Here is a 12,350-nt window from a genome sequence, read left to right as displayed (position 1 = left end):
GATCACCCCCGACCCGGCGCCCGGCCCGTAGTTGCACTCACCACTTGACACCGCCGACAGCATGAGCCCGACTCCCCCGAGATCAACACAGGGTCAGCCCGCCCGCTCCTACTCCGGCGCCGGGTCGGCCAGGATGCGCTGGGCGATCCCGAAGGCCTTGTTGGCAGCGGGGACCCCGCAGTAGATGGCCGCCTGGAGGAACACCTCGCGGATCTCCTCCTCGGTCAGGCCGTTGCGCACCGCCGCGCGGACGTGCATGGCCAGCTCGTCCCAGTGCCCCTTGGCGACCATGGCGGTCAGCACCATGCAGCTGCGCGTCCTGCGGTCCAGTACGCCGCTCGTCCAGACCTCGCCCCATGCGTAGCGGGTGATGAAGTCCTGGAACGGCGCGGTGAACTCCGTCTTCGCGGCCTCGGCGCGGTCGACGTGGGCATCGCCCAGCACCTCGCGCCGGACCCGCATCCCCGCCTCGCGGCGCTGGTCGTCGCCACGGTCGGTCCGGTCGGTCACGGTCGGTCTCCTCCAGGGGCTGTTGTGGTGGGGTGGTGGCGGGCGCGGGTCAGGCGAAGTGCGCGACGAGCAGCCGGTTCACCTCGTCGGCGCATTCGCGGTTGGCCAGGTGCGCGCCGCCGTCGAGGATGTGGAGGCGGGCACCGGGAACGGCGTGGGCGATGCGCTCGGCGTGCTCGGGCGGCGTCGACGGATCGTGCGCCCCCGCGACGACCAGCGTCGGCGCGGTGATGCGGCCCAGGTCGGAGCGCAGGTCCATGGCCGCGATCGCCTCGCAGCACGCGGCATAGCCCTCGGCCGGGGTGGAGGCCACGGTCCGGCGCATCCGCGCGACCTCGTCGGGGTACGCGGCGGCGTGGCCGGGGGTGAACCAGCGCCCGACGACAGCCTCGGCCACCGCCCCGGCCCCGTGCGCGCGCACGGTCGCCGCCCGGTCGGTCCAGTTCTCCGGAGGCCCGAGCCAGGCGGCCGTGCACATCAGCGCGAGCCGGTCGATCCGCTCGGGGGCGTTGGCCGCCAGCCACATGCCGACCATGCCGCCGAGGGACAGCCCGGTGAAGCCGACCCGGTCCAGGCCGAGGCGGTCGAGCAGGTCGATCACGTCGGCGCCCAGGTCGGCCATGGCGGCGGGCCCGTCGGGGACGGGGGAGCGGCCGTGCCCGCGGTGGTCGAAGCGGACCACCCGGAGACCGGCCGAGGTCAGCGCTTCGACCTGCGGGTCCCACATCTCCAGCGTGCTGCCGAGCGATCCGGCCAGCACGACGGCGGGCCCGTCGTCGGGACCATCGCCCACCGCGTGCAGACCTCCCGCGATGGGGCGCCCGATCGGCTGTGCGGTCAAGGGGATACCTCCGTTCGTCCGTCGCTGCTCTGCGGCCCGGTGCCCGCCCGGGCGTCTACCCGGGCCCTTCCGGGCGGGTGCGGTAGGCGTCGAGCGCGGCGTCGATGAACGCGTCGGCCGCGCCCAGGTAGGCCGCCGGGTCCAGCAGTTCCCGGATCCGCTCGGGGGTGCGGCGCCCGGCCAGCCTCCGGCCGAGGACCTCGGCCAGGTCCGCCCCCGACTCCGCCGCCTCGCGGCAGGCCTCCTGTACCAGGTCGTGGGCGTCCAGCCGGCCCAGCTCCGGCGCCAGGTCGGAGGAGACCCGCTCGGCCATCGCCAGCCCGCCCGTCATCTCCAGGTTGGCGCGCATCCGCTCCGGGTCCACCTCCAGCCGCTCCAGGGCGTCGGCCGTCCACGCCGCCGCCGACCCGGTCGCGCACAGCAGCCGGTCGAAGGCCTGCCACTCGGCCTGCCAGGCCCCGGCCGCGCGCTGGTGCGGCTGGTGGATCTGCGCGGTCAGCAGCGTCGCCGCCAGCCCCGGCACCTGCTCGGCGCAGGCCCGCGCCGACACCGCCGCCACCGGGTTGCGCTTGTGCGGCATCGCCGACGACCCGCCGACCCCCGGCCCGGCCGCCTCGGCGACCTCGCCGACCTCGGTCTGCGCCAGCAGCACCAGGTCACCGGCGACCTTGCCGCAGGCCGCCGCCGTCCTGGCCGCCGCCGACGCCACCGCCGTCAACGGGCCCCGGTCGGTGTGCCACGGCAGGGCCGGGCGGGCCAGCCCCAGCCGGTCGGCGAAGGCGGCGGCGACCGCCGGGCCGCGGTCGCCGAGCGAGGCCAGCGTGCCCGCCGCCCCGCCGAACTGCGCCGGGGCGCGGTCCAGCTCGGTGCGCAGGGCGTCGGCCGCCCCCGTCACCGCGTGCAGCCACCCCGCCGCGGCCAGCCCGAACGTGGTCGGAAGGGCCTGTTGGAGCAGGGTGCGGCCGGGCATCACCGTCCGCCGGTGCTCCTCGGCCAGCCCGGCCAGCGCGCACGCGGCCCGGTCGGCCTCGGCGAGGACGGCGCCCCCGGCGCGGCGGGCCACCAGCACCGCGGCGGTGTCCATCACGTCCTGGCTGGTCGCCCCCTGGTGCACGTGCCGTGCCGCGGCCCCCTCGACGGCCCGGGTCAGCTCCCGGACCAGCGGCACTACGGGGTTGGCCGAGTCCGCGGCTCTCCGGGCGGCGGCCTCCGCGTCCACGCGGCCGTCCCTGCGGGCGGCCTCCACGGCCTCGGCGTCCTCCGTCGCGGCCAGGCCGACCCGGACGAGCGCGTGCACCAGCGCCGACTCGGCGTCGAGCATGGCCCGGAGCCAGGCCTGCTCGCCGGTCTCACCCGCGACGGCGCCGCGGGCGAACATGTCCCCGAACACGGCTGCTCCTCCTTGATCGTGGCCGGTCGTCGACCGGCGGTCGTCCGTCCTGGTCGCATCATCGTCGGGCGCTCCGTGCGCTGGATAGGGCCCGTGCGCGCGGCACCGTGCCGCTTGCGGCCGCGGACCGGCGCCGCGGGGACGCCGACCCCTCCCCCCTGAAGAGGGCGGCCGGTCCCGACCGGGCGCCGGGGGAGAGCAGAGGAATGGGCGATTCGGTGCCGTTCTCCGCTCGATGGCCGCTCGTGTGAGGGCGTCGGGCAGTGGCCTTCGGTCACACCCATCGGGAGCCGCCCGGCCAGGGCGGCGTGGCGGCCATGGCGCTGCTTCGAGCCCGGCCTGCCTTCGGGGGCCTCGCCCGGCGCCCCGCCCGTCCGTATGCGGCCGCTTCGTCCGCCTCCTCCCGGCGATCGACAGGCATCGCCCCTCCCGCCCGGCTCAGATGTCGAAGAACACCGTCTCCCCTTCCCCCTGGAGGCGGATGTCGAAGCGGTAGCCGTCCTCCGTCGCGCTCGCCACCAGGGTCGCGCGCTCCTGGGGGGCGGCGATGGAGGACAGCACCGGGTCCCGCCCGTTCGCCTCCTCCTCGTCGGGGAAGTACACCCGGGTCACCGTCCGGTGCAGCATCCCGCGCGCGAAGACCGAAACGTCGATGTGCGGCGCCTGGAGGACCGGTCGCCCCGACGGCCCCGAGGGGCCCGCCGAAGCCGCCGAACCCGCCGGTCCCGGCACCGGCCCCGGCTTGAGCGTGTACACGGCCCACCGGCCCTCGTCGTCGGTCGGGCAACGGCCGAACCCCCGGAACCCGTCGCGGCGCACCGCGCCCCGCGGGTCGTCCGGGTGGTCGAACCTGCCCTCCGGGTCGGCCTGCCACGTCTCGATCAGCGCGTCCGGGACCGGCGCCCCGGCGCCGTCGGTGACCGTGCCCCGCAGCCACACGCCGCCCGGCGCGCCCTCCCGGAGCGCGTAGGGACCGTCCGGCCAGGGGAGCCCGATGTGCAGGTACGGTCCCACGGTCTGTGAGGGTGTCGTGGGCTCCATCAGTCGTCGTCCTCCAAGGCCAGCTCGTGCTCGAACACGGTCGACTCGCGCCCGCGCAGCACGATGTCCCACGTGTACGCCAGCGCCCATTCCGGCTGGGTGAGCGCGTGGTCGTAGCGGGCCACCAGCCGCTCGCGGGCCTGCGGGTCCGGGATGGAGTTCCACATGGGGTCCTGGAAGAACAGTGGGTCCCCGGGGAAGTACATCTGCGTCACCAGCCGCTGGGTGAACGCCCGCCCGAACAGGGAGAAGTGGATGTGCGCGGGCCGCCAGGCGTTGTCGTGGTTCTTCCACGGGTAGGCGCCGGGGCGGACGGTGGTGAAGGAGTAGCGCCCCTCGGCGTCGGTGACCGTCCGCCCCACGCCGGTGAAGTTCGGGTCGAGCGGGCACGGCCAGTTGTCGCCCTTGTGCCGGTACCGGCCCCCGGCGTTGGCCTGCCAGATCTCCACGAGGGTGTGCGGAACCGGGCGCCCGTCGGCGTCCAGCACCCGCCCCTGGACGGTGATCCGCTGGCCCTGGGGCTCGCCGTCGTGCCCGCGGGTCAGGTCGTGGTCCAGCGGCCCGATCCGGTCCTCGCCCAGAAGCGGCCCGGTGACCTCGGTCAACAGGTGCGGCAGCACCTTCAGCGGGCGCTGCGGGTGGCGCAGCGCGGTGCTGCGGTATCCGGGGTAGTCCAGCGGCGGGTGCACGCCGGGGTCCCGGCGGTAGCCCCAGACGGCGGACGCGTCCCGCCCCTGGGGTGCGTCCGCCTCCGCGGACGCGTCCCGGCCCGCGGCCGTTTCCTGGCCCATGGTCCCGACTCCTCTCACGCGTGCAGTACGGCGGCCAGGCCCTGCCCGACGCCGATGCAGATGGCGGCCAGCCCCCACCCGCCGCCGCGGCGGCGCAGCTCGTGGGCGAGCGAGCCCAGGATGCGCGCCCCGGAGGCGCCCAGCGGGTGGCCGATGGCGATCGCCCCGCCGTTGGGGTTGACGGTGTCCGGGTCCAGCCCGTCCCAGCTGCGCACGCACGCCAGCGCCTGGGCGGCGAAGGCCTCGTTGAGCTCGACCGCCGCCAGGTCGCCCCAGCCGATCCCGGCCCGGCGAAGCGCGGTCTCGGCGGCCGCCACCGGGCCCACCCCGAACCGGTTCGGCTCGACCGCGGCCACGCCCCGGCTGACGATGCGCGCCAGCGGCTCGCGCCCCGCCGCGCGCGCCGCCTCGGCGTCGCCGACCAGCAGAGCGGCGGCGCCGTCGTTGAGCGGGGAGGCGTTGCCCGCGGTGATGGTGCCGTCCTCGCGGAAGGCGGGCTTGAGCCCGGCCAGCTTCTCGGCGGAGGTCTCGCGGATGCTCTCGTCGCGCTCCAGCTCCACCCCGGGAACGTCCACCACCTCGTCGGCGAAGACGCCCTTGGCCCACGCGGCGGCCGCGCGCTCGTGGCTGAGCAGGGCGAACGCGTCCTGGTCCTCCCGTGCGATGCCGAACTCGTCCGCGATCTGCTCGGTGCACTCGCCCAGGGAGGCGGTCCAGGCGGGCTCCATGCGCGGGTTGACCATCCGCCAGCCCAGGGTGGTCGAGTGCAGGGTCCCGTGCCCGGCGGGGAAGCCCTTCTCGGGCTTGGTCATCACCCACGGGGCGCGGCTCATCGACTCCACGCCCCCGGCGATCACCAGGGACGCGTCGCCCACGGCCACCGCCCGGTTGGCGGCGATGACCGCCTCCAGCCCGGACCCGCACAGCCGGTTCAGCGTGGCCCCGGGGACGCCGGTCGGCAGCCCCGCCAGGAGTGCCGCCATCCGCGCCACGTTGCGGTTGTCCTCCCCGGCGCCGTTGGCGTCGCCGAAGTAGACGTCGTCGACGGCGGCGGGGTCGAGCCCGGGGGAGCGCGCGGTGAGGCCGGAGACCGCGTGCGCGGCCAGGTCGTCGGGGCGGACGCCGGACAGGGCGCCGCCGTAGCGCCCGAACGGGGTGCGGACGGCGTCGATGACGTACACGTCGTTCACGGTGGGGCCTCCAGGGGGTCGCGGTCGGGGCGGGCGTGGGCGGTCGGGGCGGGCGTGGGCGGTCGCGGGGGCGGGTGCGGGCGGGGCGGTCAGCCCCGTCCGGTGAGCGAGCGCAGCACCGCCAGCTCGCGCGGCTCGGGGGCGGGGGTGGTGGCCAGGTCCGGGGCGACGGCCAGGTCCCACCCGGTGGCCTCGCGCGCCCGTTCGGCGGTGATGCCCGGGTGCACGGAGGTGAGGACCAGCTCGCGGGTGGCCGGGTCGGGCTCCAGCACCCCCAGGTCGGTGATGACGCGCACCGGCCCGGCGCCGCGCAGCCCCAGGCGCTCCCGGTCGCCGGGGCCGCCGCCGTGGCCGACGGAGGTGGTGAAGTCGACCCGCTCGACGAAGGTGCGCGGGCTCTGCCGCACGATCACGATGACCCGCCCGCAGGAGGCCGCGATCTCGGGGGCCCCGCCGGCGCCCGGCAGCCGCACCGCGGGGGCGTCGTAGTCGCCGATGGCGGTGGTGTTGATGTTGCCGAACCGGTCGATCTGGGCGGCGCCGAGGAAGCCGGTGTCGATCCGCCCGGCCTGCAGCCAGTAGTTGAACACCTCGGTGACCGGGACGACGCTGTCGGCGGTCTCGGCCAGCTCGCCGTCGCCGATGGACAGCGGCAGGGTGGAGGGGGAGGCGCCCAGGGTGCCCGACTCGTAGACCATCCACAGGCGGGGGGCGTGCGTGCGGCGGGCCAGGTTGGCGGCGGTGCTGGGCAGGCCGATGCCGACGAAGCAGGAGGTGCCGTCCGCCAGGGCGCGGGCGGCGGTGACCGTCATGACCTCGTCGGCGTCGGCGGTGGCGGGGGAGGGCAGCGACTCGGTGGCGGTCATGCGGTCTGCTCCTCCCTCTCCCCGCCGGGGGCGGCGACGGGGGTGCCGGGGCCGCCCCCGGCGCCGAACACCTCGGCGTCGAGCCAGGCGGTGAAGCGGTCGCGGTCGCGGCTGACGGCGTCCCATGCGCGGTAGGCGTCATTGTCGCGGACGTAGTACCCGTGGGCATAGGAGGGACGCGCCCCGCCGGGCACGGGGGAGACCGCGGTGACGACCCGGGAGGGCAGGACGACCTGGCCGGGGACCGGCTCCAGCTCGTCGACGACCTCCTCGACGGTGACCAGGGCGCGGTCGGCGGCCAGGACCGCCTCCTTCTGCACCCCGGTGATGCCCCACATCTGCACGTTGCCGGCGCGGTCGGCGCGCTGGGCGTGCACGATGGCCACGTCGGGGTTGAGCGCGGGGACCGCGGCCAGTTCCTCCCCGGTGAAGGGGCAGGTGATGGGCTTGATGGTGGGGGTGCGCCCGACCAGGTCGGTACCGGCGTAGCCGCGCAGCACGGCGAAGGGCAGCCCGGCGGCCCCGGCGGCGTAGCGGTTGGCCATCCCGGCGTGGGAGTGCTCCTCCAGCTCCAGGGGGCGGGGCCAGCCGTTGCCGACGGCGTCGCGGAAGCGGTGCAGCGAGCCCACCCCGGGGTTGCCGCCCCAGGAGAAGACGAGCTTGCGGGCGCACCCGGCGCCGATCATGCGGTCGTAGACGATGTCGGGGGTCATCCGCACCAGGGTCAGGTCGCGCCGCCCCTGCCGGATGACCTCGTGGCCGGCCTCCACCGGGATGAGGTGGGTGAACCCCTCCATGGCGACCGTGTCCCCGTCGCGGACGAGCTCGGCCACGGCCCGGTCCAACGGCAGGATCATCGCGCCCCCTCTCGTTCGGATAGCGCATCAATGTTCTCTTTGCGAACACCCAGGACGTTACTGGGGCCCGGACCGTCGGTCAAGGCATGGCGCGGGGCCGCCCGGTGCGGAGGGGGAGGGGAGGCGGGGGGCTGGGCCCTACGCCCGGGCGGGGCCCGCGGTGCGGGAGGCGATCTCCAGGTCGGCCTCGATGCGGGCGACCGTGGCCAGGAGCGACGGCAGGATCTCGGTGCGCAGTCCGCGCACCGGCATGCGGCTGGCCTGGACCGACACGTTCGCGGCGGCCACGACCCGGCCCTGGCGGTCGCGGATGGGGGCGGCCACCGACCGCAGCCCCTCCTCCAGCTCCTGGTCCACGATGGCCCACCCCTGGGCGCGCACCCGGTCCAGCTCCGCGCGCAGCGCCTCCGGGCCGGCGACGGTGTGCGCGGTGAGCGCGGGCACCTCCAGCCGGGCCAGGTAGGCCTCCAGCTCGCCGTCGGGCCGCCCGGCCAGCAGCACCCGGCCCATGGAGGTCACGCAGGCCGGGAAGCGGGTGCCGACGCTGATCGCGACCGTCATGATCCTGGAGGTCGCGGCGCGCGCCACGTACACCACGTCGTCGCCGTCCAGGACCGAGACCGACGACGACTCGCGCACCTCGGCGGCCAGCGCCTGCAGGTGCGGTTGGGCCACCTCGGGCAGCCCCGCCGCCGACAGGTAGGCGTACCCCAGCTCCAGCACGCGCGGGGTGAGCGCGAACAGGCGTCCGTCGAAGCGCACGTACCCCAGGTCGGCCAGGGTGAGCAGGAAGCGGCGGGCCGCCGCGCGGGTCAGCCCCGTGGCGCGGGCGACCTCGCTGAGCGTCATCTCCGGCCGGTCGGCGGAGAAGGCGCGGACCACCCCCAGGCCGCGCTCCAGGGACTGGACGAAGTGGTCGCCGCGCGGCCCCGGTGCGGCGGGGCCGGAGTCGGTGTCGGACATGCGCTCCCTTTCGGTCACCCGAATGTTCTCATACCGAACAGGGTGGGCGCGGGCGGGCGGCCGATGGCGGCGGTGAGAGGTCGGGTGGTCCGATCTCCCGTCCGGTCCATCGGCTGGTCACCGTCGGTGAGACCGCCCGGTGGGCTTGACGCTGGCCGGGGCGTCAATTACGTTCGCCAACAGAACGGCCGTTCGCAAGACGCACACACCCCCCTCTCGGACGGGCGCCCGGCGCCCGCCGCACCCCCTGCGAATGGAGAGCCGATGCGTCACAGACCCCTCCCGGCCGCCGCGTCCGCGGCCGCGCTCGTTCTGGCCGCGAGCGCCTGCGGCGGTGGCGGGGACGACGGGGGCGGACCGCGCACCATCGCGGTCGGAGCGATCCCCATCGTCGACCTCGCGCCCCTGCACCTCGCCGTCGACCAGGGCTTCTTCGCCGACCGCGGCATCGAGGTGGAGATCCGCAGCATGAGCGGCGGCGCCCAGGCCGTGCCCGGCGTGGCCGGCGGCGACCTCGACTTCGCCTTCGGCAACGTCACCTCCCTGCTGGTCGCGCGGGACGCCGGTCTGCCCGTGAAGGTCGTCGCCAACGGTGCGACCACCACCGGCGAGCAGGGCAACGACGTGAGCGCCGTCGTGGTGCCCGAGGGCAGCCCCATCGAATCCGCCGAGGACCTGGAGGGCGCCACCGTCGCCGTGAACAACCTGGAGAACATCGGCGACACCACCGTGCGCAACTCCGTCCGCAAGGCCGGCGGCGACCCCGCCGAGGTCGGGTTCACCGAGCTCCCGTTCCCCGACATGCCGGCCGCGCTGGAGAAGGAGGAGGTCGACGCCGCCTGGATGGCCGAACCCTTCCTCACCACGTCCCTCCAGGCCGGCGCCACCGAGATCGCCTCGAACTTCGTCGACGCCCACCCCGAACTGACCATGGCGACCTACTTCACCTCCGAACGGCTCCTGGCCGAGGATCCGGAGCTGGCCGCCGACTTCACCGCCGCCATGGAGGAGGGCCTGGCCTACGCCGAGGACAACCCCGACGAGGTGCGGCGCATCCTCGGCGAATACACCGAGATCGACCCCGCCGTCATCGAGGACATCCGGCTGCCCTCCTTCCCGACCGAGATGAACCGCGAGTCCATCCGGACCATCGCCGACCTCATGGAGGAGGACGGCCTCGTGGACGAGGCCCCCGACGTCGACGCGCTCTTCGCGGACGCCGGATGACCCCCGCCCCCGCCCCCGCGTCCCCGCGCCCGGCGGCGCCCCTTGCGAATGGAGAGCCGATGCGTCACAGACTCCTTCCGGCCGCCGCGTCCGCGGCCGTGCTGATCCTGGCCCTGAGCGCCTGCGGCGACGGCGACGACGGCGGCGGGGACGGCCCCCGCTCGATCACGGTCGGAGCGATCCCCATCGTCGACATCGCCCCCCTGCACCTCGCCGTCGACCAGGGGATCTTCGCCGACCACGGAATCGAGGTCGAGATCCGCAACACCAGCGGCGGCGCCCAGGCCGTGCCCGGTGTGGCCAGCGGCGACTTCGACTTCGCCTTCGGCAACGTCACCTCCCTGCTGGTGGCCCGCGACGCCGGGCTGCCCATGAAGGTCGTCGCCAACGGCGTGGCCACCACCGGCGAGCAGGGCGCCGACTTCGGCGCCGTCGTCGTCCCCGAGGGCAGTCCCATCGAATCCGCCGAGGACCTGGAGGGCGCCACCGTCGCCGTGAACAACCTGGAGAACATCGGCGACACCACCGTGCGCAACTCGGTCCGGAAAGCCGGCGGCGACCCGTCCCAGGTCGAATTCATGGAGCTGGCCCTCCCCGACATGCCGCCCGCCCTGGAGAAGGAGGAGATCGACGCCGCCTGGGTGGTCGAGCCCTTCCTCACCACCGCCCTGGAGGGGGGCGCCACCGAGATCGCCTCGAACTTCGTCGACGCCCACCCGAAGCTGACCATCGCCGTCTACTTCACCTCCGAGCGGCTCCTGGCCGAGGATCCGGAGCTGGCCGCCGACTTCGCCTCCGCCATGGAGGAGGCCCTGGCCTACGCCGCTGCCAACCCCGAGGAGGTGCGGCGCATCGTCGGCGAGTACACCGAGATCGATCCGACCCTCATCGAGGAGATCCGGCTGCCGCAGTTCCCGCCCGAGACCGACCGCGAGTCCGTCCAGACCATCGCCGACCTCATGGAGGAGGACGGCCTCGTGGACGAGGCCCCCGACGTCGACGCCCTGTTCGCGGACACCGCATGACCGCCGCCCCCGCCACCGCCGCCGCGTCCCCGCGCCGCCCCCTCCCCGGGCGCGACGCCCTCCTGGGGACCGCGGGCGCCGCCGTCTTCCTGCTGCTGTGGGAGGTGGTCCCGCACACCCCCGCCGTGTCCGCGGACTACCTCCCGCCCGCCTCCGAGGTGCTGGCCACCCTCGCCGAGCGGTCGGCGACCGCCGCCTTCTGGAGCGCCGTCGGCGCCACCGTCTCCGCCTGGGCGCTGGGCCTGGCCATCGCCTTCGCCGCCGCCGTCGCCCTGGGGTTCGCCATCGGCTCGGTCCCCGCGCTGCGCGCCGCCACCGCCTCCACCGTCGAGTTCCTGCGCCCCATCCCCTCGGTCGCGCTCATCCCGCTGGCGATCCTGATGTACGGCACCGACCTGCGCTCCACACTGCTGCTGGTCGTCTACGCCTCCTTCTGGCAGATCTACATCCAGGTCCTCTACGGGGTCGCCGACATCGACCCCGTGGCCGAGCAGACCGCCCGCGCCTACGGGCTGGGCCGGTGGGCCCGGCTGCGCCACCTGGTGTGGCCCACCGCCCTGCCCTACCTGCTCACCGGCGTGCGGCTGGGGGCGGCGGTGGCGCTCATCCTCACCATCACCGCCCAGCTCACCATCGGCACCCCCGGCCTGGGCCAGGAGATCTCCGTCGCCCAGTCCAGCGGCGCCGCCCCGCTCGTGTACGCCCTGATCGTGGCCACCGGGCTGCTGGGCGTCGCGGTCAACACGGGGGTCCGCGCCGTGGAGCGCCGAGTGCTGCGCTGGCACACCTCCGTCCGAGGGGAGGCGGCCGTATGAGCGCGAACGAGACCGCGAACACGACCGCGACCGTGTCCGCGACCGCGCGCAGGGGCGCGGCGGCCGCCGCCCGGATGCTGGGGCTCCCGGCCCTGCTCATCGCCTTGTGGTGGTGGGCGGCCGTATCCTCCGGCAGCTTCTTCCTCACCGACCCCGGGACCATCGCCGCCACCTTCACCGAGGTGTGGGTCTCCGAGCGCTTCCTCACCGACGTGCTGCCCAGCGTCGGCCTGCTGCTGACCGGCTACGCCCTGGCCGCCGTCCTCGGCATCGGGGTGGGCGTCCCGCTCGGGATGTCGACCCGGCTGCGCGCCGCCGCCGAACCCGTGCTGGAGTTCCTGCGCGCCGTGCCGCCGCCGGTGCTGGTGCCGCTGCTGATGCTGCTGGTCGGCCTGGACGCCTCGATGCGCACGGCCGTCATCGTGTCCGGGTGCGTGTGGCCGGTGCTGCTCAACACGGTGGAGGGGGTGCGCGCCGTCGACCCCGTCCTGGCCGACACCTGCCGGGTCTACGGCATCCGGGGCCGGCGCCGCCTCGGTGTGCTGGTGCTGCGCTCAGCGAGCCCCCAGATCATGGCCGGCCTGCGCCAGGCCCTGTCCATCGCGATCATCCTTATGGTCATCAGCGAGATGTTCGCCAGCTCCAGCGGGCTGGGCTACGCCGTGGTCCAGTTCCAGCGGAGCTTCGCCATCCCCGAGATGTGGAGCGGCATCGTGCTGCTGGGCCTGCTGGGGGTGGTGCTCTCGGCCGTCTTCGCCCGTGCCGAGCGGCACGCCCTGGCCTGGCACCGCGGGCTGCGCGCCGCCTCCCGCGGGGACTGAAAGGAAGGACCCC

At 75.1% G+C, this 12,350-nt stretch carries 13 protein-coding genes; 4 read left to right on the top strand and 9 right to left on the bottom strand.

Translation table 11 applies throughout. The features are described 5' to 3' along the window. Positions 1-108: 108 nt before the first annotated feature. From pcaC to O4J56_RS22250, 9 genes are all read right to left on the bottom strand, one after another. Positions 109-510, bottom strand: a complete 402-nt coding sequence (gene pcaC / locus O4J56_RS22290) for a 4-carboxymuconolactone decarboxylase (RefSeq protein WP_270688372.1) — start codon at positions 508-510, stop codon at positions 109-111. A gap of 49 nt (positions 511-559) precedes the next feature. After that, positions 560-1,351 (bottom strand): 3-oxoadipate enol-lactonase, encoded by a 792-nt coding sequence (gene pcaD / locus O4J56_RS22285; protein ID WP_270688370.1) that lies wholly within the window; start codon positions 1,349-1,351, stop codon positions 560-562. 55 nt (positions 1,352-1,406) lie between these two features. After that, positions 1,407-2,741 carry a class-II fumarase/aspartase family protein gene (locus tag O4J56_RS22280; protein WP_270688369.1) on the bottom strand — a complete coding sequence of 445 codons (1,335 nt, stop codon included), beginning with the start codon at positions 2,739-2,741 and terminating at the stop codon, positions 1,407-1,409. A gap of 438 nt (positions 2,742-3,179) precedes the next feature. Beyond that, the gene (gene pcaG, locus O4J56_RS22275) at positions 3,180-3,782 is read right to left on the bottom strand and encodes a protocatechuate 3,4-dioxygenase subunit alpha (protein WP_270688367.1); all 603 of its coding nucleotides are present in this window, start codon (positions 3,780-3,782) and stop codon (positions 3,180-3,182) included. Then, complete coding sequence (pcaH, locus tag O4J56_RS22270) at positions 3,782-4,573, bottom strand: protocatechuate 3,4-dioxygenase subunit beta (protein WP_270688365.1); 792 nt, start codon at positions 4,571-4,573, stop codon at positions 3,782-3,784. The genes pcaG and pcaH overlap by 1 nt, the downstream gene beginning before the upstream one ends. 14 nt (positions 4,574-4,587) lie before the next feature. After that, positions 4,588-5,763, bottom strand: a complete 1,176-nt coding sequence (locus O4J56_RS22265) for a thiolase family protein (protein ID WP_270688364.1) — start codon at positions 5,761-5,763, stop codon at positions 4,588-4,590. A gap of 89 nt (positions 5,764-5,852) precedes the next feature. Then, complete coding sequence (locus tag O4J56_RS22260) at positions 5,853-6,629, bottom strand: CoA-transferase subunit beta (RefSeq protein WP_270688363.1); 777 nt, start codon at positions 6,627-6,629, stop codon at positions 5,853-5,855. Beyond that, on the bottom strand, positions 6,626-7,486 hold the full coding sequence (locus O4J56_RS22255; protein WP_270688362.1) for a CoA transferase subunit A: 861 nt from the start codon (positions 7,484-7,486) through the stop codon (positions 6,626-6,628). The genes O4J56_RS22260 and O4J56_RS22255 overlap by 4 nt, the downstream gene beginning before the upstream one ends. A gap of 138 nt (positions 7,487-7,624) precedes the next feature. Beyond that, entirely contained in the window at positions 7,625-8,449 is an 825-nt protein-coding gene (locus O4J56_RS22250; protein ID WP_270688361.1) for an IclR family transcriptional regulator domain-containing protein, read from the bottom strand. 264 nt (positions 8,450-8,713) lie between these two features. Between O4J56_RS22250 and O4J56_RS22245 the strand changes: the two genes are divergently transcribed. Genes O4J56_RS22245 through O4J56_RS22230 form a run of 4 tightly spaced genes read left to right on the top strand, consistent with a single transcriptional unit; the run spans position 8,714 to position 12,337 of the window. Continuing rightward, positions 8,714-9,676, top strand: a complete 963-nt coding sequence (locus tag O4J56_RS22245; protein ID WP_270688360.1) for an ABC transporter substrate-binding protein — start codon at positions 8,714-8,716, stop codon at positions 9,674-9,676. A 59-nt stretch (positions 9,677-9,735) separates the two neighbouring features. Continuing rightward, positions 9,736-10,701 carry an ABC transporter substrate-binding protein gene (locus O4J56_RS22240; protein WP_270688359.1) on the top strand — a complete coding sequence of 322 codons (966 nt, stop codon included), beginning with the start codon at positions 9,736-9,738 and terminating at the stop codon, positions 10,699-10,701. Next, entirely contained in the window at positions 10,698-11,516 is an 819-nt protein-coding gene (locus O4J56_RS22235) for an ABC transporter permease (RefSeq protein ID WP_270688358.1), read from the top strand. Before O4J56_RS22240 ends, O4J56_RS22235 begins: the two co-directional genes overlap by 4 nt. Then, the gene (locus tag O4J56_RS22230) at positions 11,513-12,337 is read left to right on the top strand and encodes an ABC transporter permease (RefSeq protein ID WP_408639160.1); all 825 of its coding nucleotides are present in this window, start codon (positions 11,513-11,515) and stop codon (positions 12,335-12,337) included. The genes O4J56_RS22235 and O4J56_RS22230 overlap by 4 nt, the downstream gene beginning before the upstream one ends. The last annotated feature ends 13 nt before the right edge of the window (positions 12,338-12,350 follow it).

The sequence above is a fragment of the Nocardiopsis endophytica genome, from assembly GCF_027706725.1.
GTDB classification, from domain to species: Bacteria; Actinomycetota; Actinomycetes; order Streptosporangiales; family Streptosporangiaceae; genus Nocardiopsis_A; species Nocardiopsis_A endophytica.
This window is presented reverse-complemented; position numbering and strand designations above follow the sequence as displayed.

Excerpts from the sequence above, each read along its gene's own strand:
- O4J56_RS22235 (WP_270688358.1), top strand. The coding sequence starts at position 10,698 with ATGACCGCCGCCCCCGCCACCGCCGCCGCGTCCCCGCGCCGCCCCCTC.
- O4J56_RS22255 (WP_270688362.1), bottom strand. The coding sequence starts at position 7,486 with ATGATCCTGCCGTTGGACCGGGCCGTGGCCGAGCTCGTCCGCGACGGG.
- pcaG (WP_270688367.1), bottom strand. The coding sequence starts at position 3,782 with ATGGAGCCCACGACACCCTCACAGACCGTGGGACCGTACCTGCACATC.
- pcaH (WP_270688365.1), bottom strand. The coding sequence starts at position 4,573 with ATGGGCCAGGAAACGGCCGCGGGCCGGGACGCGTCCGCGGAGGCGGAC.
- O4J56_RS22260 (WP_270688363.1), bottom strand. The coding sequence starts at position 6,629 with ATGACCGCCACCGAGTCGCTGCCCTCCCCCGCCACCGCCGACGCCGAC.
- O4J56_RS22245 (WP_270688360.1), top strand. The coding sequence starts at position 8,714 with ATGCGTCACAGACCCCTCCCGGCCGCCGCGTCCGCGGCCGCGCTCGTT.
- O4J56_RS22250 (WP_270688361.1), bottom strand. The coding sequence starts at position 8,449 with ATGTCCGACACCGACTCCGGCCCCGCCGCACCGGGGCCGCGCGGCGAC.
- O4J56_RS22230 (WP_408639160.1), top strand. The coding sequence starts at position 11,513 with ATGAGCGCGAACGAGACCGCGAACACGACCGCGACCGTGTCCGCGACC.
- O4J56_RS22240 (WP_270688359.1), top strand. The coding sequence starts at position 9,736 with ATGCGTCACAGACTCCTTCCGGCCGCCGCGTCCGCGGCCGTGCTGATC.